Annotated in this window: 23 protein-coding genes and 1 tRNA gene; 8 read left to right on the top strand and 16 right to left on the bottom strand. The window is 51.4% G+C overall.

The window, feature by feature from the left end; all coding sequences use genetic code 11:
• Positions 1 to 21: 21 nt before the first annotated feature.
• From hpf to rpsU, 3 genes are all read right to left on the bottom strand, one after another.
• Positions 22 to 369: a ribosome hibernation-promoting factor, HPF/YfiA family gene (gene hpf, locus BMW65_RS21875; RefSeq protein ID WP_090608922.1), complete on the bottom strand. Its 348-nt coding sequence runs from the start codon at positions 367 to 369 to the stop codon at positions 22 to 24.
• A gap of 14 nt (positions 370 to 383) precedes the next feature.
• Positions 384 to 1,265: a tyrosine-type recombinase/integrase gene (locus tag BMW65_RS21880; protein ID WP_090608924.1), complete on the bottom strand. Its 882-nt coding sequence runs from the start codon at positions 1,263 to 1,265 to the stop codon at positions 384 to 386.
• A gap of 91 nt (positions 1,266 to 1,356) precedes the next feature.
• The gene (rpsU, locus tag BMW65_RS21885) at positions 1,357 to 1,548 is read right to left on the bottom strand and encodes a 30S ribosomal protein S21 (RefSeq protein WP_090608926.1); all 192 of its coding nucleotides are present in this window, start codon (positions 1,546 to 1,548) and stop codon (positions 1,357 to 1,359) included.
• Positions 1,549 to 1,703: 155 nt separating this feature from the next.
• Between rpsU and BMW65_RS21890 the strand changes: the two genes are divergently transcribed.
• Positions 1,704 to 2,333: a hypothetical protein gene (locus BMW65_RS21890; RefSeq protein ID WP_143053973.1), complete on the top strand. Its 630-nt coding sequence runs from the start codon at positions 1,704 to 1,706 to the stop codon at positions 2,331 to 2,333.
• 71 nt (positions 2,334 to 2,404) lie between these two features.
• Here BMW65_RS21890 and BMW65_RS21895 read toward each other — a convergent pair.
• Positions 2,405 to 2,478 (bottom strand) — tRNA-Ile (locus BMW65_RS21895).
• Positions 2,479 to 2,544: 66 nt separating this feature from the next.
• Between BMW65_RS21895 and BMW65_RS21900 the strand changes: the two genes are divergently transcribed.
• Positions 2,545 to 3,174, top strand: coding sequence for an HAD family hydrolase (locus BMW65_RS21900; RefSeq protein ID WP_090608929.1), 630 nt, complete (start codon positions 2,545 to 2,547; stop codon positions 3,172 to 3,174).
• Here the strand turns inward: BMW65_RS21900 and BMW65_RS21905 are convergent.
• Positions 3,155 to 4,063 carry a diacylglycerol/lipid kinase family protein gene (locus tag BMW65_RS21905; RefSeq protein WP_177181259.1) on the bottom strand — a complete coding sequence of 303 codons (909 nt, stop codon included), beginning with the start codon at positions 4,061 to 4,063 and terminating at the stop codon, positions 3,155 to 3,157. The genes BMW65_RS21900 and BMW65_RS21905 overlap by 20 nt on opposite strands.
• Before the next feature lie 96 nt (positions 4,064 to 4,159).
• On the opposite strand from BMW65_RS21905, the gene surE reads away from it, so the two are divergent.
• Together surE and BMW65_RS21915 are read left to right on the top strand one after the other, a co-directional pair.
• Entirely contained in the window at positions 4,160 to 4,900 is a 741-nt protein-coding gene (gene surE / locus BMW65_RS21910; RefSeq protein ID WP_090608933.1) for a 5'/3'-nucleotidase SurE, read from the top strand.
• Between the two features lie 51 nt (positions 4,901 to 4,951).
• Positions 4,952 to 5,518, top strand: coding sequence for a YqgE/AlgH family protein (locus BMW65_RS21915; protein WP_090608934.1), 567 nt, complete (start codon positions 4,952 to 4,954; stop codon positions 5,516 to 5,518).
• A gap of 359 nt (positions 5,519 to 5,877) precedes the next feature.
• On the opposite strand, the gene BMW65_RS21920 is transcribed toward BMW65_RS21915, so the two are convergent.
• From BMW65_RS21920 to BMW65_RS21930, 3 genes are read right to left on the bottom strand one after another with little or no spacing between them, the layout of a single operon-like run.
• Complete coding sequence (locus BMW65_RS21920; RefSeq protein ID WP_090608936.1) at positions 5,878 to 6,741, bottom strand: LytTR family DNA-binding domain-containing protein; 864 nt, start codon at positions 6,739 to 6,741, stop codon at positions 5,878 to 5,880.
• Between the two features lie 24 nt (positions 6,742 to 6,765).
• A complete protein-coding gene (locus BMW65_RS21925) occupies positions 6,766 to 7,626 on the bottom strand; it encodes a LytTR family DNA-binding domain-containing protein (protein WP_090608937.1) in 861 nt (286 codons plus the stop codon).
• Positions 7,627 to 7,646: 20 nt separating this feature from the next.
• Positions 7,647 to 8,516: a DUF4886 domain-containing protein gene (locus tag BMW65_RS21930; protein WP_090608939.1), complete on the bottom strand. Its 870-nt coding sequence runs from the start codon at positions 8,514 to 8,516 to the stop codon at positions 7,647 to 7,649.
• 125 nt (positions 8,517 to 8,641) lie between these two features.
• Between BMW65_RS21930 and BMW65_RS21935 the strand changes: the two genes are divergently transcribed.
• Positions 8,642 to 9,307 carry a hypothetical protein gene (locus BMW65_RS21935; RefSeq protein WP_090608940.1) on the top strand — a complete coding sequence of 222 codons (666 nt, stop codon included), beginning with the start codon at positions 8,642 to 8,644 and terminating at the stop codon, positions 9,305 to 9,307.
• Positions 9,308 to 9,312: 5 nt separating this feature from the next.
• Here the strand turns inward: BMW65_RS21935 and BMW65_RS21940 are convergent, their stop codons facing one another.
• A complete protein-coding gene (locus tag BMW65_RS21940; RefSeq protein ID WP_090608942.1) occupies positions 9,313 to 11,241 on the bottom strand; it encodes a tetratricopeptide repeat-containing sensor histidine kinase in 1,929 nt (642 codons plus the stop codon).
• 92 nt (positions 11,242 to 11,333) lie between these two features.
• Here BMW65_RS21940 and BMW65_RS21945 point away from each other — a divergent pair, with 92 nt between their 5' ends.
• On the top strand, positions 11,334 to 11,957 hold the full coding sequence (locus BMW65_RS21945; RefSeq protein ID WP_090608944.1) for a response regulator: 624 nt from the start codon (positions 11,334 to 11,336) through the stop codon (positions 11,955 to 11,957).
• A 21-nt stretch (positions 11,958 to 11,978) separates the two neighbouring features.
• Here the strand turns inward: BMW65_RS21945 and BMW65_RS21950 are convergent, their stop codons facing one another.
• Positions 11,979 to 13,268, bottom strand: a complete 1,290-nt coding sequence (locus BMW65_RS21950; RefSeq protein WP_090608945.1) for a DoxX family protein — start codon at positions 13,266 to 13,268, stop codon at positions 11,979 to 11,981.
• Positions 13,269 to 13,580: 312 nt separating this feature from the next.
• On the opposite strand from BMW65_RS21950, the gene BMW65_RS21955 reads away from it, so the two are divergent.
• On the top strand, positions 13,581 to 14,171 hold the full coding sequence (locus BMW65_RS21955) for a hypothetical protein (RefSeq protein WP_090608946.1): 591 nt from the start codon (positions 13,581 to 13,583) through the stop codon (positions 14,169 to 14,171).
• A 115-nt stretch (positions 14,172 to 14,286) separates the two neighbouring features.
• Here BMW65_RS21955 and BMW65_RS21960 read toward each other — a convergent pair whose 3' ends face one another.
• Positions 14,287 to 16,704 (bottom strand): PDZ domain-containing protein, encoded by a 2,418-nt coding sequence (locus BMW65_RS21960; protein ID WP_090608948.1) that lies wholly within the window; start codon positions 16,702 to 16,704, stop codon positions 14,287 to 14,289.
• 108 nt (positions 16,705 to 16,812) lie between these two features.
• Between BMW65_RS21960 and BMW65_RS21965 the strand changes: the two genes are divergently transcribed.
• Positions 16,813 to 18,906 carry a tetratricopeptide repeat-containing sensor histidine kinase gene (locus tag BMW65_RS21965; protein ID WP_090608950.1) on the top strand — a complete coding sequence of 698 codons (2,094 nt, stop codon included), beginning with the start codon at positions 16,813 to 16,815 and terminating at the stop codon, positions 18,904 to 18,906.
• Positions 18,907 to 18,957: 51 nt separating this feature from the next.
• On the opposite strand, the gene BMW65_RS24330 is transcribed toward BMW65_RS21965, so the two are convergent.
• The 5 genes from BMW65_RS24330 to BMW65_RS21985 all read right to left on the bottom strand — a co-directional run bounded on the left by BMW65_RS24330 (position 18,958) and on the right by BMW65_RS21985 (position 21,284).
• On the bottom strand, positions 18,958 to 19,125 hold the full coding sequence (locus BMW65_RS24330; RefSeq protein ID WP_177181260.1) for a hypothetical protein: 168 nt from the start codon (positions 19,123 to 19,125) through the stop codon (positions 18,958 to 18,960).
• Complete coding sequence (locus BMW65_RS21970) at positions 19,115 to 19,336, bottom strand: hypothetical protein (RefSeq protein ID WP_090608951.1); 222 nt, start codon at positions 19,334 to 19,336, stop codon at positions 19,115 to 19,117. Before BMW65_RS21970 ends, BMW65_RS24330 begins: the two co-directional genes overlap by 11 nt.
• 65 nt (positions 19,337 to 19,401) lie before the next feature.
• On the bottom strand, positions 19,402 to 19,851 hold the full coding sequence (locus BMW65_RS21975) for a DUF5675 family protein (RefSeq protein WP_090608953.1): 450 nt from the start codon (positions 19,849 to 19,851) through the stop codon (positions 19,402 to 19,404).
• Positions 19,852 to 19,994: 143 nt separating this feature from the next.
• Positions 19,995 to 20,555 carry a DUF6266 family protein gene (locus BMW65_RS21980; protein WP_090608954.1) on the bottom strand — a complete coding sequence of 187 codons (561 nt, stop codon included), beginning with the start codon at positions 20,553 to 20,555 and terminating at the stop codon, positions 19,995 to 19,997.
• Between the two features lie 87 nt (positions 20,556 to 20,642).
• Complete coding sequence (locus tag BMW65_RS21985) at positions 20,643 to 21,284, bottom strand: DUF6266 family protein (RefSeq protein ID WP_090608956.1); 642 nt, start codon at positions 21,282 to 21,284, stop codon at positions 20,643 to 20,645.
• Positions 21,285 to 21,364 lie beyond the last annotated feature (80 nt).

A 21,364-nucleotide genomic window follows, 5' to 3' on the forward strand; every position in this document is an offset into this window, starting at 1 on the left:
TTTCGATGGTTTGTCGTATGCTTATGCCACACGCACTTCGGTCAGCGAAAGCAATGCCTTATGGTTGCTCGCCTTGGTACGCGTCTTGGTCTTATGCTTGTTGATCTGCCTGCGCAACGATTCCACTGCTGAATCGGTGGCCTCTTCGAAGGATTTCGCCTGTGCTTTAGCAAATAATTGATTGCCAGGGATATTCAGTTTAAACTCTGTGACTTTGTTCGCCTCGTCTTCCACGTTTTCCAATTTCAGGTAACACTCACCGTCAATAATCTGATCAAAAAACTGATCCAACTTGTTCACTTTTTTTTGGATGAATTTGATTAATTTCCGGTCTGCATCAAATCGGATAGATTGCACGATAATATTCATATTTCCTCCTTTTTTTAAGCTTTTGGATGCGCTTGTTTATAAATCGATTTAAGTCGTTCTACTGAATTGTGTGTGTATACCTGAGTGGCAGCTAATCCGGCGTGCCCCAACAGTTCCTTAATTGCATTTAAATCCGCTCCGTTGTCAAGCAATGCCGTGGCAAATGTATGCCGCAATACATGCGGGCTTTTCTTTTGCTGCGAAGATATGGCACTGAGGTAATGTGTTACGATGTCATAGATCAATTTGGGATAGGCGTGCTTCCCTTCTTTAGTAACGATCAGACGGGACGAATTGTTATCAAAACGTTGCGTTTTTTTTACATCAATGTAATGTTGGAGTAACATAGCCAAAGTCTGGTTCAGCGGGACGAGCCTTTCCTTGTTCCGTTTACCAAAGATAAGGACGTTTCGGTTGTAAAAGTCCAGGTGTTCGTCATGGATTTGCAACAACTCGGAAAGCCGGATGCCCGTACCGAACAGCAGTTCCATGACCACCTTATCGCGGAGGCCCTCAAACGTATCAGCAAATACCCCTTCGGTATCCAGCAACGTCGACAATTTTTCTTTATCAACCACTACCGGGAGCTTCTTAGCAGCCTTCAATGCCTTGATGAGCGCAAAAGGGTTATGCACGGCCAGGCCTTCGCGCATCAGGAATCGGTAGTATGTACGAAGTGCGGAAAGGCTTCGATTGACACTTGTCGGATTTTGGCCATTTTCAAGCAGCATAGCCAGGTAGGCCCTTGCTTGCCGGTGGGTCAACGCCTTGGCGTCGATTTCCTGTTCGCCGAGGTATCCAATGTATCGGTTTACCTCATGTTCATACGCTGTCAGCGTGTGTGCGGAATAGCGTTTTTCATACGTAAGGAAATTGACAAAACGGTCTATAAACATCGAAAACTACCCTTATATTCTACATGCTGAATATACGGATAGTTTTCTGATGCTGCAAAATAAATTGCGTATCTATATCGGATAAAAATCCTTAGATGGTCTCTTGGTTAAGGCCCTGCTTATAAATAGCCTTTTTAATTTGCGTACGGCGGGTAACGGATTTTTTCTCATAAGCTTGGCGCGAACGCAGCTCCCGCAATACACCGGTCTTCTCGAATTTCTTCTTGAAACGCTTCAACGCCCGATCAAGTGATTCACCTTCTTTTACATTTACTATAATCATATCCTGTTATACCTCCTTTCGTACGAAATTTTGTGGATTGCAAAGGTAATACAATTATTTGAATTATAAAATAACGAATTAAAACTCTTGCTCTTCCCGAATTTTCCATATCTTGGCAGTACGGCAATACAACGATGATGGCAACGCTAAAAACCATGAAAAAAACCACAATTGCTTTACTTTACCTCTTAGCCCTGAACGCCTGCGCGCAGCAACAGGAAAAATTCGACCCGGTGCGCTGGAAAGCCCCCTATGATTTATCGCTGGAAGGCTGGGGAATCGAACGGTTCGCCATGCCCATTGACTTTGCGCCCACGATTCCTTTCAAGGGGGTCGAGGACATCCGCTTCACGCCCGGCTGGGGGAATGAGCAAGATCCGGAATATTGGTCCTATGCCTTCCTGTGGTATGTGGAGGGTACCCACCGTATACAGGAGGAGGACATCCAGAAAAACCTTGCGGCGTACTTCGATGGGTTGGTTGGCCGCAATATCGAGAAGCGTAGTTTGCCGAAGGACTTGGTAAAAGAAACCGAAGCCCAGTTCAGGAAACTGCCAGCTGCGGAGAGCGGGGACCTGGAGACTTTTGTCGGAACCGTCAATATGGTGGATTACATGGGGAAGAAGCCGATGGTCCTCCAAGGGACAGTGCACATCCGGCAATGCCCCGACAGCGATCATACCATCTTATTTCATCAGTTTTCACCCCAAGAGCGAACAGCTCCCGTGTGGGCTAAGCTCAACGGCTTGTGGGAAGCTTTCAGCTGCGGCGCACCCACGCCTTGACGATAGCAAGTTGAGGAAAGCGCATCGCAAAAAAAAAGCCCTTTTTTAATAAAAGGACTTAAATTTGTCGGTGCGCCCACCTGGGCTCGAACCAGGGACCAAAAGATTATGAGTCTTCTACTCTAACCGACTGAGCTATAGGCGCAGTTGCAAATAATTGTTGTTTTGCGGGTGCAAATCTACATATTTGCATATACATCGCGAAATTTTTATGCAAAATATTAAGAACATCATCCTCGATTACGGCAATGTATTGTTTGATATTGACTTTTCAATATTGCGGCAAGCTTTTATCGATTTGGGCGTCAAGGACGTCGATCAGTTTTATGGCCATAGGGCGCAGCATGCGCTTTTCGACGCATTTGACAAGGGCATCATCACCGCCGCGCAGTTCCGAAACGAGATTCGTAAAGCCGTGGGCAATGATGATCTGGCAGACGAGGCCATCGATACCGCATGGAACAGTCTACTCATTGGTGTCAGGCCGGGCCACCATGAATTGCTGCTTCAACTAAAAGACCGCTACCGTATGTTTCTGCTGAGCAACAACAACGAGATCCATTACAATTGGATCATGGCCTACCTTGCCCGCGAATTTGGCCTCAACGGCAATTCGGGGTTTTTCGAAAAAGATTATTATTCGCACTTGATGGGAATGCGCAAGCCTGACAAAGCAATCTTTGAGTTCGTGTTGCACACCCATGACTTGGATCCCAGGCACACCCTTTTCATCGATGACAGCCCGCAGCACATCGATACGGCCAACGCACTTGGATTACACACCCACCTGCTTAAGCCCGGTGATACGCTGCCTGCATTTTTCAAACAATCATATCCATGATTCCTACCCTTATCTCCACTTTGATGGGCCGTTGTTTTTTTACGTCGATTAATTCGTCATCCACATGAATCAGCCGGTTGTCACAGCGAATGATAATTTCTTTCGTTGCATCCACAAGCTGTAGCGGTACTTTCAAGCGTTTGCGGCTACCCGAGTCTTTCAGCCGGCGTAAATAATTGACAAATGCTTCCCGATCCGATTCTCTCAGTAAGGCCACCTGGAATATCCCATCCGTCGGATCCGCTTGGGGTGCGAGCTTCAGGTTTGGCCCCACGGACTTAATGTTCAGTACTTCCACGAGCAGGTAATCGTCCTCGTATTCGACCCCATCGATGAGGATTTTTGCTCTTTTCGGCGTATAGTGTGCCGTTATTTCGATCAGCTTTCCAAGTGCCGTGTCCAGTTCCTCCTCCGCTGTCTCCTCTTCCGGACGATCGGCTTCCTTCATTTCCTTGATCAGTTTTGGAAGCAGGCCCATACCCATGCCTTCAAGGAAAAATTTAGTATTCGGCACATTCCGTAGGGCACCGATATCAATTTTTTTCAAATTCCATCTGGTGATTGTCCGGCTCAGCCCGGCCAGTGCTGGCGGGGCACCCAATGTTTTTGCAAAGTTATTGGCCGTACCAGCAGGCAGGAGCGCCACCGTCAGCCGTTTGTCCAGTATCCGGCGTGCCAGCAGTTTCTTCATCACCTGACGCACCGTTCCGTCGCCGCCTGCAACGATCACCAGCGTGGTCTTCGTCTTCATGCGCCCCCAGTCTTTTGTCTTGGTAGACGCATACTCGCAGGTAAATCCACAGGACACTATCGTCTGCATTAGCTCTTCTTTCAAATGATCCCCATCCCCAGCCTTGGGGTTGTGCAATAAGTGGGCGTGCTTGCTCATTTCCATGTTCGATAGTTCCTTCTCATTTTTGGACAAAACAAAAAATCAGGAAGACTTGTTTGTAACATAGCAACGTTCATTTAAGCACTTTTACTTATGCGTATTTTAGTGACCAATGATGATGGCATATACAGTCCGGGCATCAATGCTTTAGCAAATATCGCCGCAAAATTCGGTGAAGTGGTTGTGGTGGCGCCGGACGTCGAGCAATCGTCCATGGGCCATGCGGTCACCCATTCGCGACCACTGTCTTACAAGAAATCGCCCATTGATTTTCCGGGTATAGAGGCTTACCGTGTCAATGGTACCCCCGCGGATTGCGTAGCATTGGGCACCCACCTGCGCAACAATATTCAAGTGGTCTTATCCGGCATCAACATGGGACCCAACCTCGGCAATTCCATGTGGCATTCCGGCACATTAGCGGCCGCAAAGCAAGCCGTGCTACTCGGCAAAAAAGGCATTGCCTTAAGTACGCCAGTAGGCAATACCGAACCGGATTTTGGCCTGCTGGCTCCTTATGTCGAAAAAACCTTGGAACTATTGCTTCAAAATCCCACTGAAATCGCGCTCTATAATGTCAACTACCCCCCTGAGCCTATCGGCATCCGATGGACGAGGCAATCGGTCAGGTTTTACGACGGCAAAATCGAACCCGGCAAGGATCCCATGGGGCGCAAACACTATTGGTTTACGGTAAGCCCATTGGAACCCGCCGAACAAGATACCGATCGGTGGGCCGTGGAGAATGGTTTCGTATCGGTGACCCCGCTGCGGCTCGATCTCACCGACGAAAACCAGCTGAGCAAACTTACCGCAACAAATGCATGGCAATGAATCATTTAAACTTTTTCACTACATTTACAGTATTTATAAACGGGATTTGCCATGTTCAACAAAAACATACCCCAGATAGCGAGTTTGCTTATATCAGAACCCTTCATGCTCGATCCCAATTTCCAGCGGGCGGTTGTCTTGCTTTGCGAGCATAACACGGAAGATGGAACTATCGGCTATGTACTCAACCAGCCTGCCAACGTCCAGTTAGGGGACGTAATGGATGGTTTTCCGGAAGGCGATTTTCCTTTATTTTTTGGAGGCCCCGTAGCCCAGGAGAGCATCCATTTCATCCATAAGTGCTACGACAAGCTGCACAGCGGGATAGGCTTGGGCAATGGCATCTATTGGGGCGGCAACTTTGAAAGCCTGCAAATCCTTATCCGCAACGGTGATATCCACCGGGATGAGGTTAAGTTTTTTATCGGCTATTCAGGGTGGAGCCCCGGCCAACTGGATGAAGAACTGAAAGAAAATGCATGGGTAATCAGCAATCACTATAATCCCGATATCACCTTAGGCAATGATGGCGAGAATCTTTGGAAGGAAGCCATCGTATCGCTTGGCCCCAAATATGCCCATGTGGCCAATTTTCCCCAAAACCCGATGTGGAATTGACCCGAAGGTGCACTGTGCATCCTGCTGGACCAGCCGGTTGAGTACGACCATGGCGGTATACTCTTCCAGCCGGCACGCACCCTCTGCCTAACGGATGTCATGAAACCAACAGAATGAACAGCACTACGTACGCAGTACGTATCGAAAATCCATGCCCTGCTGGGTATACCCCATTGTCTTGGCGTTGGGGATGCCGAAGTGACATTCACCTTTATCGACCTTCGGCACCCGGCGCCAAGTAATTACGCAATGCTGGATTATATCAGCCAACTATTTTCGGAGACAAATTTAGGCCCTTACTCCGAAAAATAGTGTTTGAGGGATATTCAGCAATCATATGTGGCGAATGGAAAACGAATTTAAGCCAGTTGGATGGCGTTTCCCATACGGGCTTTGAATGCGGCCGCATAAGACCGCGAAACCGGGATAGGAGGCAAGTCCGGATGTACACTGATTTGGAAGCCTGCCGCATTGCCGGTGACGTGAAGCACCTTGCGCAGGTCTACGATGAAAGCGCGGTGGCAGCGGAACACCGCCGATGCTGGATTGCATGCTTCAAGCTCCAGCAGGGTACACCTGATACTTCGGGACTTCACCACACCACCTTCCATCCCATAAACGTCTACGTAGTTATCCCGGGATTCGGCAAATAGAAAATCTTCCACTATCCCCATATCCTTTGGCAAGCTGAAAACAGATGGCTCATCCTTTTCAATCTCTTTCGGCAAACGTCTGTTCAAAACCATCGCTTCGGCCAAATGCAGACGCATCCCATAGATTCGCTTCAGCAATGTTGCCAAAAGGTAAGGTATTGTACCCGTAGTAAACACTACCCACCACGTAAAGAAAAAACTACGCCGGGGAGCGTCTCCATAATATTGTTCAAAATATAGCCTCACCAGCCATACGGCCAGTGCCACTACCGTAAATTGATGGATGCCCAGCAACATTTCTTTTCCCAACGTCCAATTGCGTTCGGCAAAAAACGTTGGAAACAAGTAACGCCACACATAAAACAACAGCATCGCTGCAAACGTCGCCACCGAAGAGATTGCCGCAGCAAATAATAGCCTATCTTCGCTCATTCGCCACCAATCGAAGGGCCTAAACATATACAAGATAAAGAAAATGACCAAGCTAATGATGGTTATCGTCCGCAAGTAGCTCCACGGATCGATATACGCGGGATAGGGCGTCCGGATAAAGTCCATTATTTTTTTCATAGCGTATTTGATTTTCACAAGTGCCTATGCTTGTCGTCCAGCAAGTGCCTTTTTCAATCCGGATACGTGGGTTCGTGATACCGGTATTTCAGGTAGCGCGTCTCCCAGATCTACAGTACACCCCGCCGCATTTCCATCGACGGCGGCAATATGTGTCAGATTGATGATATATGTCCGATGGCACTGAAACAGTTGCGAACAAGCCTCATTATCCGCCAGCAATTGCTTAAGCGTCCCCCGGACGGTATACGTCTGGACGTTGCCACCTTTCACTGCTGAGATATGCAATTGGTTCCCACCGGATTTCGCATAATGGAATTCCTCAATCAGTAGCGGAACCAGCAGCCCACGGACAGCCAAGGGCTGTTTAGATTCAAACCGTGGGTAGCCTGAAAGTTGATTTTGCAGCTGTGTCGCTTCGTGCAAATGCCTCCTCAACTGGTAGACATGTTTCAGCGAAATGGCCACCAGGTAGGGCAAAATTCCATCGGCGGCCACAACCGACCAAGTATCCAGGTAGGATCTGCCCCCAGGCTTCCACCCTTCCAACGTACGGCTGAGCAGCCATACGGCAAGCGTGACAGCCGTAAACTGGTAGGTCGCGTTGAGCATTTCTTTACCAAGTGTCCACGTTTCCGTTGCAAACAGTTTAGGAAAAAAGACTATCCAAACCAACCCCATCAGCATAGTAGCATACGCTGTACCCGCATAAAGCAGCGCATAATAAGCAATAGATTCTTCCGGAAAACGCCGGAAATTAAACGGGGTAAAGATCCATAGCACCAAAAAGACCAACACGGCGATAACAGTGATGATACGCAAGTATTCAACGGGATCATCATGAGCCGGGTGGCGTTGGCTGAGCAGTATCAAAATTTTACCCATGTTTCAAAATTAGGTATCCATCATTTTAAAACCACGGTGTCGGCCATCGCTGTCACGGCAAAGGGCTGCACCACGGCTGCATGCGCAGCCTCCCGGGCCACCTCGGCTTGTGCCACGGAGACCTGTTCGGGGCGGTAGCTGGCCACAGGTGCCTGCTGGCCAAACAAGGATTCAAACCATGCGCATGCTGCGATGAACCGTCCAATATGCAGATCAAGATGGTAGCCGTCTCGCGTGAGATCATCCCCCAGGAAACTGGTCCGGGCATTTTGGATGGCCGTGCCGCTCGGCACCAGCAGGTCAAATGGGATCAGGTCTTTTGCCTTGCTGGACGCTTCCGCGATAGCCCGATACATCGTTTGCTGGTCTTTTTGATAAGCCGCGAAGCCCTCGTGTGTAGAGGTGGGGGCATAAGCCCAAGTTTGGTGCCAGATGTACTTCACCGTTCCGGATGTCACGCTATCGATGTAATGGTGCAGTGCATTGATGGGCTGTATGTACGTATCAAACTGGCCGGACAGCGGGCTCGCCTGTTGCAGGGATACGTAGTCCCATGGCTCATCCAGCAAGGCCGTACGGATACTCACCTCCCCGGGGATGGTTATTTTGCCATGGGCATCAATTTTCCGGTAGCGGTAAGCAGCCTTGTCGCCCCTTGCATTTTCCCAGTGCAGGGACAAAGGTGCCCCGCCGATGTACATGTTGCCGATGACTATCGGCTTACCGGCAGCCTCGGCCAGCTCGTACAGGTATTGCTCCACCGCATCCTCCGAAAAGCTATTGCCGATAGCCAGTATCCGCAACGTATCGGACGGATTAATGGCCAGCGCCTGGAGGCTACAAGCCGCAATCACTCCTATCAAGAGCGTCAAATGAATAAATTTTCGCATGCCCAATAATAGCAAAAATTCAACGCATCCCCAAAAGCTGCGGAGAAGATTATAACGTTTGTTCTATTGTGCCGTACCCGGGTGATCGGCATTTTTGGCAGCATAAACAGTAACACATTGAAGCCATGAAAACAATACACATTATTCAGAAGACAGCAGGCAAAATCAGTCTGCTCTTGGCCCCGTGCCTGATCGGGTGCCTATTGGCGCTGCAAGCCTATGCACAGCCCGCTTCCAGCCAGGCGGATACCAGCGCTGCCAGCACATCCAATCCGCTCCCGAGGTGGACATTCAATATCAACCCACTTGGGTTGCTGCAATTCGGCCCGATTGCGCAAGGCGAGTTTAAAATCAGCAAACAAGGTTATCTCGTCCCTCATATACGCATCCCCTACCTCGGCGTGCTCTACCACGTCGTCAATTGGGACGATCAGAGTGATGATGTAGCCGTATCGCCCCTCGCGCTCGGGCTGGGCGCGGGTTATAAGACGTTGTTTCCCGTAGAGAAGGGCGCTTGGTACGTGGGCGGTGCGCTGGACTACTCCTTCGGCAGTTCCACGGGCTATGACATGGGCGATTGGGAGAGCCACTTCCAGAATATTGCCATCATGTCCAATGGTGGGTTCAGGTGGCGTTCGGCAACAAAGCGGAGCGTACTGAGCGTAGGCGCTTACGTCGGTGTATCCCTACCCATTCAGGACGAATGGTCCGGTTCCAGCGGTTCTGGAGACGATCGCACCGTCCTCCCAATGGCTATGCTGGAACTGTCATTCGGGTGGGAACACAAATGATACGCTCACTCAGCGGATGGCGGCCATGGTGCCTGAAACCGTAAAGCCGTGCCTTCGGACGCGTCGATGGTTAGGGAGCCACCCAGCGCAGCCAGGTGGCGTTGCATATTTTTCATGCCGTTGCGCTGCGTCTTTACCGGTGGCTCCGCAGGCATTCCCCTTCCGTCGTCGCGCACGGTGATGGTGAGCCCACCATCCGTACAAACAGTGATCGCCACTTCCGATGCTCCCGAATGCTTGATCGCATTATGTACCGCTTCTTTCACCGCCAGGTACATGCCGCGTCGGAAATCCTGTGGAAGCATCAGCGCGGGGAGCTCATCGTCCACAGTAAACCACAGGGCGATGCCCACATTGTCCAGCAATTCTGCCGCAGTGCCATGTATTCTCGCCACCAGGCCGTCGAGCGTGTTTTCATCGTCGTTCATTGTCCAGATAATCTCGTTCATCTTTTTGATTAGCCCCTCGGCGGTCTCGCCTATCTTCCGCCCAGCCTCCTGATCGCCGTCAAAAGCCCGGCTCAGGTATAGCATCTTGGTAAGGCCCGCTCCCATATCATCATGCATTTCCTGGCTTATCCGCCGCCGTTCCTGTTGTTCGCCTTCAAGCCGCGCTTTCAGGTGGGTCGTTTCCTTTTCTGCGTGCAGCGCTTCAATCGCCTTCCGGCTGAGCTGTTGCCGCTGGCGGTACGTGCGGTATCCCAATATCAACAGCGCCATCAGTAGCAGCGCACCCGCAGCTATGGCTACCAACCACTGCTGTTGTATGCGCGCCTCCTGCGCACGTTGGCGCAGCATCAGATCTTTCTGGATAAGTTCCTGTTCTTTCCTGGCGGTTTCGTATTTCGTTTCCAGCTCTTGGATGCGGGCCAAGGTGGTTGTACTGACCAGCACCCGGCTTACCGAATCGTGTTTGGCCCGGTATACCTGCGATCGGCGGGGAGCATCCAAGGCCAGCTGCACGTCAGACATCAGCATGAGCATCTCACCGAGCGGCTCCTTCTGATCATGGGCCTCGGCAAACGCCATTGCTTCCAGGAGATACCGTTCGCACTGCCGGTACTGCTTCTCCCAGTAAAGACCCAGTGCCACGCCGTTCATCGCATACGCCTGGCCAGAGACATCCCCGATTTGCTCGGCCAGCGGCAATGCCGCCTCGAAAGCAGGCAGGTACCCTGCGGGGTCTTCCAGTTCAAGGTACACTTTACCTAAGTCGATGAGCGCCGTTTCAAGCAGGTTGAGGTCGTTCAGTTCCTCACCCAAGCGTTTGCCCCGCTGCAAATGCTGGATGGCCTCCTGCTGGCGTCCCACATCACTGAGCGCATTTCCCAGGTTGATGCTCGCCGATCCGATGGCGTAGCCATTTCCATCTTCCTCGGCCAGCGCAAGCCCCTTCTGTGCATAGTCCAATGCCCTTTCGGGTTGGTGGATGTTTCGATAAAGCCCGCATAGGTTGCCGTATAGCAGGGAAAGCATATGCGTATCCTGCTCTACCAATGGCAGCGCTTGGAGGTAATAGTCTATTGCTGTCTCATACGACTCCATGTACTGGTATACCACCCCGGTATTGACCAGTGCTTTTGGCAGCAACGCCGCCAGCGCATGGCGCCTGCATAGGTCGATACCCGATAGGTTGAGGCGCAGTGATTCCTCGAAGCGCCCTTGTACATTGAGCACGGCCGTGTAATTGTTGATGTAGCTGATTACGCCCGCAGGGTAATCCAGCTGCTCGCTCAGGCGGCGTGCCGCTTGGTAGTAGCTTATCGCTGAATCGGGTTGGTTGCTCTCATATTGCTGGCCCAGCGTGATCAACGTAGCCACTTTCACCGTATCATCTTCCATGGCAGCTATCACCTGTTTCAAGCTATCAATGCTCAATCCCAATTGGATTTGGCCCATCACGAAAAATAAAAAGAAAGACAGTAGGCAGCTCATGGGTAGCTTATTCGGTGGATAAATATAGGAAAAAAAATTAGCTAACCTTTGTTAGTGTGGCAACACCGGGGATTTGGTATTATCTTTACCAGATGGAAACGATTTTGGTCAGTATTGTAGAAGACATATCCGAAATACGGGAGGGGCTCCGCTTCATCATCAACCAGTCGGAAGGATTCAAGTGCTTATCCGCATATAGCAATGCCGAAGACGCCTATACCGGATTGCTGCAGCAAGCACCCCACATCGCCATCATGGACATCGCATTGCCGGGCGCTACCGGCGTGGATTGCATCCGCAGGTTGAAAGCCCGGGGGAGCGCCATCCGGTTTCTGGTGTTTACCATCTACGAAGACAGCGAGCAGGTGTTCGATGCCTTAGCGGCCGGAGCGAGCGGCTATTTACTGAAGAACGCCTCCCCTGCCAAAATCATCGAGTCGCTCCGCGAGCTGCACGAGGGCGGAGCGCCCATGAGTACGTCTATCGCGCGCAAGGTGGTTGCCTCCTTCCACGGCACGGACGAACGGGATAAGCTCTCGATACGCGAACAGGAAATCCTGCAATTGCTGGCCAAAGGCTTCCTTTATAAAGAAATAGCCGACAAGCTGTACATCAGTACTGGCACGGTACGGCAGCATATCCACCACATTTACGAAAAACTGCACGTACAGAACCGCACGGAAGCGCTCAATAAAGTATACGGTCGCAAGCGATGATCATCGTTGCGGACATACCACCTACCGATTGTAGGGGTATTCCTGTATCCAGCGAAACTTCGTATTGATGAGCCGAAAGCTGGTTAAATCACGCTTACGGAGCCGCACGGCCACTGATTCGCGTCGCCATACGCCATGCATAAGTAGCCCTTCCGGCACCTCTTCATAATGGAGGATTCCCCGCTCCTCCTCGCTACCCTGCGGCAAACGCAGCGTCAGCGTTTTAGCAGCCGTATCCATTGTCGCGTTAAACCGCCGCAATGAATCGTTCATGGTTTTCACATACGCGTAGTCCGGATTATCGAGTATCAGGTGCCGCCAGCGGACACTATCCGTGATCAGCGGCGGCACCGTATCGCCAGCCAACACAAATAGTTCGGCATCATAGATGCCATATAGTGGAGATCTCGGTCGTTTATCGCCATACTGCTTCACAGCCTGTGCTCGACCGTACAGTTGGCCGATGATCACCAATCCCATGAAAACAACCTTCACGACCACTGCTGCAACGCGCATCCAGCGTTTGCGTAGATGATAGCGCCGGTCCGGTGCAGGCTCGGTAGGTTTGTTGTGTACCAGTACGCGCAATAGGCGACCCACGTCCGGTAGCAAGAGCATGACTGCCAGCAGCAACAGAATTGTAGAAAATAACTTTACCGGGATATCAAAACAAAAATTCATTATCGCCACGTTGAACATGACCGCCGCGACGAACAGCGCGCCCAATGTGGTGGTACGCCTAAAGAAAAGCAATAGCCCACCAATGACTTCCGCTATACCAGTAAACAAGCTAAAGGCCTTAGAATAGCCTACATAAGACCACGCCAATCCCATAGGCGATTTATCCCCAAAAGGCTGCAGGAGCTGTACCAAGCTTGGCGAAGGCATCTGCAGGTGAAACACCTTGCTCATCCCGTATACCATCATCATAGCGAGGTAGTAGCGCACCATCACCCGCAGTCCATCGTATAGGCGGTTATATTCATACCGCTGCCGGTCAATTACGTTCCACACGATGGCCACGAGCAAAGACACCACCGCCAGTACAAGGAGCAATACGAAGTCATATGTTTTGTCGCCGCTGCCACTCTGGAATACCGTGATGGGTTCGGGTAAGTGCAGCACGTATTCGCCCACCCACACCACCACAGCATGCCAGGCAGCCGTATACCACTGCATCAACGACGACACCAGCGGAATCATACTCAACGGAAACGGAAAAATATAGAGTATGATGAACACGGCAAAATAGCGAAATGCCAACAGTTGCACAGCAGTCCAATGCGTGGGGCTATCGATCGATCTTTCCATGATGGTTCAGCAAAAGTTAAGTAAGTCCCCAAGATAAGGATTTTTGTTTAATGTGCTATATACGCATGAAGCCAGCCGGCTTATCGTGTCCGCTTCCGTACGCAAGCGGACAATTAACTGTCCGCTATCGGACAGCACGGAATCCCACTTAAAAATTATTCAACTACCTATCAGCAAGTTACACTTTTGGTACAGAAATATAAGGTATTGGCACAGTACGGCGACGCTGAGCTTGGGGACGCCCGGTGAAGCGGAGGCCGACAAAAATTAGGAGAAAAAAATAAAACGATAACTTGTAAAAAAAACAACATCATGAAAACATTAGCCATCATCGCACTTTTCGCTACCGCCAATGCAGGGACGGCCTTTTTTGCCAATGCCACCGAAAAACCAGCCACTGTATACATTGTCAATACTGATGTAAATGAGACCGCCAAACGCATGGAAGCCTTCAAATCGCAGGTCGCTTTCCATGAGCACAACGTCAGCATATTGTGGCAGCAATATAACTTGGAAGTGCAGCGCATCCAAAACCGTGCAGGCAGCCATGCCGACCTGGATCGCGATGAAAAGTTTTTCATCGGGCTATACCAGCAGGACATTGATAACGGCCTCCGCGTGGCGCAAAGCCAAAAGGCCATCGCTGAAATCAAAGCACGGTATGCCAAGGCCCACGAACAGCGGGCTGCTGAAGAAGCCCACCGCATTGCCGCCGTGCAGACCCTGTTGAAAAAGGAATTGAAACGTGAAGCAAAAGCGTTGAACAAGACAAAAGATGCTTATGCCGGGCTTGCCGAAGCACTGCCCCTGTTTATGGAAGTAGAACGCTACGTAAACGAATCCATCGAGCGTGCAGCTATGCTGCTGGCCGATTCCAATGAAGTGACTATCGCGGCCCGCTAATCACTTGCCCAGACGGAATATCGAAAAGCACCCGCTTGCTCGCGTAGCACCCCAAAAGTTGGACACAACATTTGGGGTGTTTTTTTGAAGTACCGTTATGAAGAAACGAATGCGGCTATTCCAACCGCAGCTCCACCCGATTGATCCGTTGGTTTCGCCACACATCCAAAAGCAAGTGTCCCTTCCACTTATGGGATGCCTCGGCTTTCCGCAGGTTGAGCATGTCGTCCGTACCGGTACCTTCGCAGCCCAAAATCACATCGCCGGGCCGCAGTCCGGCAAGTGCCAGCGGCGAATCATTAGGCACGGCTACTACCAATACACCCCTGATCCGATCCAACCCAGCCGCCGATTGCTCCCCGAGGGTCTCCACGTTCTTTAGTGCGCCACCGTGCCATTGCACCATCTCGCCAGCTGCAAAAGCACCACCCACGGTCAGTGGCGAAATCTCCGGTCGGTCGGCTTCGGCTTTCAGGCGTGCGGAAACCACGCCAACGTCATTCATCGCGAAATTTACAAAACCAGCCGCCAGCAAATCGCTCCCCTTTCCGAGGGAAAAATCTCCGGCGGAAGCATCCACAAACTGTGGATCGCCCACCCGGCCATTGCGCTCGATACCGTATTGGCGGGTCGCTTCCAGATCCACGCTATCCAGGAAAAAATTATGGTCTACCGTATCCCCCCAATGGATTACCTGTATCTGCTGGTGGGCCGTCATCACGATGTTGCGCGTGAACACGTCGTGGCTGTTTTCAAACCACACGTGTGGATGGAAACCGTTGTTTACCAAAATATTGTTATATACCTTCCGGTAAAAACCCTCACGAAGTTTCAGTCCGCCGGCCAGGCACAAGTTGTTATAGATTTCATAATTGCTCGAACCGTCGTCCAAATCAATGTCCCATCCGTGGTCGCACCGGAAGCGGTTGTTGCGGATGACGGTCGTTTCCACTGCGTCCAGCAAAATCCACCCGGGATGGATACGCACCAAGCTATCCATCACCTTCCTATCCGGGTGCCAAAAACGATCCCTGCCCCATGAATTAAATGCACCATGGTCGCCGGTCTCCAGTACCGTCTGGAATACGTCATTAAATTCGATGACGTGGCCACCCCAAGCACCATCGCCGATGTTGATCCCCGAGCGGGGCACGTAGTAGATGGTATTATGGCGTACACTGATCCGCGCGGCCATTTGAATCTGTACCCCTGCCACCTGCTTTTCAACCATCCCGATGTGACGGATGAGGTTGTCTTCAGCGATGCAATCGGTCGGATATGCATTACCCTTGGGCCCCGGAATAGTATCCATTTCGCTGGCTGGCACAAATTCTTCATAGCGGAAAGCGGGCGATCGCACCGCATCGGGGCTCCCCACAAAACAGATGGCACTGCCGCCGATGTCTTCGATGAGGTTGCCCGAAATATCGGCGTGCCGGTTGTAGTTGCTCACGAATACCGCATTGCCCCCCAACTGGCTGAATGTTGCCTTCCGCACACCACAGCGCTCCGTGCCGTCAAACAGTACCGCCCCATTGCGGTAGATGCTCCAATCACTGCGCATGAGCTGCTCCCGGGTATCCATGAATGTCGGCACCGTATGCCGGAAGGTTATCCCCTCGAAGTAGATGTCCGTGACCGGATTGTCTTCGTCGCCTTTCAGCTGGATGATGGATTCCAGTTGGGCAGCTACGAATGCCAGTTGACCTATTTCCTGCCCTTCTTCGGGGATGTAGTACAGCGTGCTATCCGTTCGGTCATAATACCATTCGCCCGGAGCGTCCAGCTCCTCGAAGATATTTTCCACAAACCGCTGCGTGCCGTGCATCGGGCTGGGCCGGTTGTTCTGCCATCCACCCTCATAAGCCAGGGAACCCGTAGCGTCCTTGCCGGTGATGCGGTAGTGCATGCCGCCCCATCGGCCGCTGTGCATGGCATGGATGTATCCCCCTTCCGGATGTGCCCATCGCACCACCCGTTCGGGTGCAAGCGCATCTGCCGCAAAGCCGCCGAACGGATATTTCCCCTCCTCGTAATTCGGGTACCGCGCACTCACCAGGGCTTTCCCGTCTGCAAACAAGGCCTTGATTTGATCAAGCCCCTGTACTTTGGCCTTCCACATGCGCCCATCGTGCTGCTGCCAGTCCAATTGCAAAGGGATTCCCGCACTCAGTACGACATCTCCCCCTTCATCGGCCCGGATGATGTATGGCGCTTCCGGCGTACCAGATTCATAAGCCCCGAAAACCAACGGTTCCGCAAGGAAATACGTACCCGGCAGCAGCACGATTTCAAACCGGCCGGTACTCCCAACAGCCCGTTGTTCCTGCACCGCCTGTTTGGCCGCGGCCAGTGACGAAAACGGATTGTCTTTTGTACCCGTACCCGCATCGGTGCCCGCAGTGGCCACGTAGTAGGTGATGCCCGGCGTGCCACATGAGGCCAGTACAAGAACGCAGCACATCAAAAAAACGAGTTGAAGCTGCGGAAAAAACCTGATATCTTTCCAATAGTGCATTGTTTTGGGTATCATCCAGCCTTAAAGGTATTCAAAAGAAAACGATCTTCAAATTTGCCTTAATGTAACATACATGTTGCAAATATCCAAAATAGTTGTATATTAGTCAATCATTCAACGCTAATGCGCACTTGGAATCATACCCTACTCGGTGTCAATACCGCGTTGCCGATGCTATTGGCATGTTCGCTCATTGTCCCATCGTGCAACCCCGTCTCGCCAAGGCGACAAGTCCGTCTGGCAATACAGGCCGCCGTTGATTCTGTCTATGCCGCAATTGCTCAAGATGTCTTCACCGAATCAATCCAATATAATCTCGACAGTATTTTTCAACGTCATGTGCCCCTATCTTCTGATGAAAAATTGTTGAAATACGGTTTCTATCACTGGTATTATACAACGTACCGTTTAGGCGATTATGCACATGCCGACCAGATTGCGGACAGTGCATTGGCCCTTTTCCAGGACAAGTCATTTAGGGAACTCAATCTCGAACATTATGGTACTTGGATGCTGTTGAAGGGCGATGCACTGGTCAATCTTAAGCAACTGAGCGAGGCATTCACCTACTACTACCAAGTAAAATCCGACTATTTGGCTCAGTGGGACGCGTGCAAGCTTTCACAGTTTACATCACGGCTCGGCTTTGTCCGTTACAAGCAAAACAATTATCCCGATGCAATAGCGCACTACAAGCAGGCCTACGCTCAATTTTGCCAATGCCGTGAAACGAAGCACATCGACACCTATTATGAAGCCGTCACCGAACCGCAGGGATTGCTCAACGGCATTGCTTGGTTTTATGACCTGATGGACGAACCGGACAGTGCCCTTCACTATTATTACCATGCGCTTTCGTTTCTCGAGCAGGAATCCCGTCGATTTCCAGAAAGCCAAAAGGCTGCCACAACTGCCAAAGGCGTCATCTACGGCAACCTGGGCGGGCTATACAGCAAAACCGGCCAATATGAACAGGCCGAACATTACCTTACGGAAAGCGTGACCATCAATGGAAAGCCGGGCTACGACCAACGGGACGTGCAGACGGCGCAAATCAAATTGGCGGACCTGTACATCAAAATGGGCCGGTTGGCCGACGCCGAGCATATGATTGCCGACAGCAGAAAAGGATTGGACTCATTGCCAAATGCAGATTTTGAGCTTCGCTGGAAACATGTACATTGGCAGTTTCACGATGAGCGGAGCAATCTCACCGATGCTTACGCTGCTTTCCGGGATTATCAAACGTTGAAGGATTCCATTGAGGAATCCGATAAGGCCCTGTTTGGCGCGGACTTCTCATGCGAGTTCGAGCGCCGTGAACAACAATCGGCTTATACCCAGCTCGCTTATAAAAACAAGCAAAATTTTATCTTCCTGTTGGTCAGCATTGTTGTGCTTATCCTCACTCTTGCCGTTGTTTACCTGGTATATAGCAACTGGCGGCGATCCAAGCGGCACGTCAGGCGGCTTGCACAGCTCAATGACCGAATCAATCAACGGAATGAAAAGCTCCAGTTAGCCTTATCGGCATTGCAGGACAGCCAGCAGGAGAATAGCCGCATCATGGCCATGGTCGCTCACGACCTAAGAAACCCGCTGACAAGCATCAAAATGAGCGTAGACTTCCTGCTGATGGAGCACACGCAGCTGCAGCACTCCCAGAAAACTTCGTTTTTCGAAATCATCGGAAAATCCAGTAGCCACGCGTTGGAGCTCATTGAAGAACTGATGCATAGCTACGAAACCGGGTCTGACGTAACCCACAGCGATCAAATAGACCTGTATATGATGCTGAGTGACTGCGTCGAACTCATGCAATTACGCGCCACGAAAAAAGAACAGTTGCTTGCCTTCGAAGGCGAGCCGGTAGTGTTGTGCGGTAGCCGTGAAAAGATCTGGCGGGTCATCAGCAACCTGATAGACAATGCCATTAAATTTACACCTTGGCGGGGCCATATTGCCGTCCGTCTGCGATGCTACGAAACTGAGGTCTTAATTGAGGTACAGGACAGCGGGATTGGCATTGCTCCGGAATTTCAGGATCGGCTTTTTGAAATGGGCAAATCCGCAGGTCGGATCGGCACCAATGGCGAACCCTCGACCGGACTGGGGCTTGCCATTGTCAAACAAATCGTATCGTCACACAATGGGCGCATATCCTTCGTCAGTTCCCAGCAAAGTGGCACGACCTTTTATGTACACCTGCCACGCTGAAAGCTGTACGTAAGGCCGGGGCGCTTAAGTATCGCCCCGGCCAATTCCTACTCAACGCCGTCGCCACCGCTGTAATAGCAGCGTCACGGCAAAACTCACCACGGCCCCGATGGCAGCAAGCAAGGCCGTCTTCAAGACATCATGCAATCCCAGCTGGCCCAATATGCTCAGCAACGTGCCGCCGCTTGTGCCGATGCCCAGCCGCTGGTCAATCTTCATCCTCCTCTCCTTTCTTCACGCCGTTTTCCACCGCTTCCAGCACACCCAGCGCAAGGGCTACGTAGCGCGCTACAGCCACCACTTTGGCGGGCAGCCCCATCGGCGCGGCGATAATAAGTTGGCTCGCCATGGCCAGCCCTTCTTTGATTTTGTCGTATAGCGTCTGATCCGCCACTGTGGGGAGCTCGACCTTTCTTTTATTCTTTCGCATTGTTTTTTGTTTTTTTATTCGCTTTAGGCAGCAGGCTTATCGCTTACAGCCTATCCCTTATTGGCTTACAGCTGATTAATCACCTTCATCCTATCATTCCCCTGCTCGATCTGTTCTACCAGCAGTGGATATACCAACTTATACGCCGCAGCAGAGTGCAGTACCCGGTAATCACCATCGATTAACTGCCAATACGAACCCGTGAGCAGGCATCCAGCCGTATCGGTGTGGTAGTTGCCGATGTGGAAGAATACCAGCGAGAAATTCGGTATCCCGCGCACCTCCACCATCCCACGGTGCATGGACGCATAGCGGCTACTGTATCGCGCATTCATGCCGGCGACGGTATTGAGCCCCAGCGTGTACTCGCCTGCCGGAATGGCCGTCCTGCCCGGTATCTTGCGGTCGCGCACGGTATCTTCTAAGATGTAGCAACAAAATATGTTGCCAATATACAGGTGGCCAAGGGTACTGTTATTCCCCGCAGCCATGCGAATGATTTTAGTTTCATCCATTCTTTTGTCTCCTTATAAACATTCATCACAGCCACCCATCCTCCACTCAACCCGTTTTTAACCTATTGCTCCACGTCTGGATCCGGTGCGCTTCGCTGCCGTCTCCTGGGCCGTGTCTGCAATAGGCGAAAAACGACCACCATTCAAAATTCTCCCAGATACTTGCTGTTTGACCATTTTTGCCCACTGCGATCATGCACTATCAGGTACAAGTGCACCGGCTTATCTGCCAGCATCGGCGGCAGTTTCAGCGTCACATTGCCATCCTCACGAAGCCGTTCCTCGTCATTGATGCCCGCCACACGCAATGCAGGGTTGTACGCGCAGAGGACAAGTCGATCGTCCCAAGCCTGGTTCAACCCGTCCAGGTCGCCCATTCTCGATTCCACCGCCACCCTTACTGTACGTCCTTGGCGCGTCACTTCCGTACGAATTGGATGCTGCAACACCCCTTCGCTGAGCCGTACGGCCGCCGGGTCAATGTATTGATCCGGATATTCACCACACACGGCCCGCAGCAGCACGTATGACATCGCCCGGCCAAATGCAGATTTACCCTTCCGCTTGGTTGCGAACCCCCGCCGAATCAATCTGTGCAACGGCATCAGAAATTCACTGGCCAGTTTGAACCGCTGGCGGATGGGCAGGCGGCCATCTATTTCGCTGCTTTTCCTCCGTTCGGTGGTGTTGGATATGATGTTCATGGCTTTCTCTCGTTAATTTATTGCACGTTGTACGATAAAGAAGCCGCCTACGCTCCGCGGTACGCAGGCGGCTCCGGTTTTACGCCCTTATGCCAGCGCTACCTCCCCGAGGTATACGCTCCGCGACACGTTGAGCCTCTTCCGATCCGCCGTGAAAAGCCATACGTGGCCCTGGCCTGTACGGAAATGATTGGGCAGCGTGATATCCACCGTGCCATCCGCACGCTGTGGCGGTGTAGGTGCGGTGAGGAACTGGTCAATGCCCGGGTGGTACAAAACGACATATACCCGGTCGTCATCCCGCTGTTCATACATCTCGTTCAGCAGGGTATCCCACGCCACCGTCAGCACCCCTTCATCCACGGCGATAGACTCACTGCCGCCCGCACTGTATCCCTCGGCGATACGCACTTGGCTGTAATCCAATGCATAGTCCGGATAATCGCCGGTGATCACGCGGTCGATGTTGTCCTGAAACGCCACGTTCATCGGTGTATGCGTGTCTGTCTTGCGCTGGCCATAGCCGATTCGGATAAACACCTTCAGCGGCAGCAAGAAACGCATCAGCAACGTAAATTTGGTCTGCTGCATAAGCTGCTCTTCCGTAGCTGGTTTCGTGCGTTTTTTATACAACCCTTTGATGTAATCGATGCCTTTCCAGCTGCTACCGATTACACTTCCCGCTTTTCCTTTGAAGCCTCCGTTGGCTCCCTTTCGAATTACTCCCATTTCTGGTCTCCTTTTACTTTAAGTTTTACTTCATTTACACTCCATTTCACAACTCGCAATACCGGTATGCGTTGCTTCAT

It is taken from the genome of Parapedobacter koreensis (genome assembly GCF_900109365.1).
Classification (GTDB): Bacteria; Bacteroidota; Bacteroidia; order Sphingobacteriales; family Sphingobacteriaceae; genus Parapedobacter; species Parapedobacter koreensis.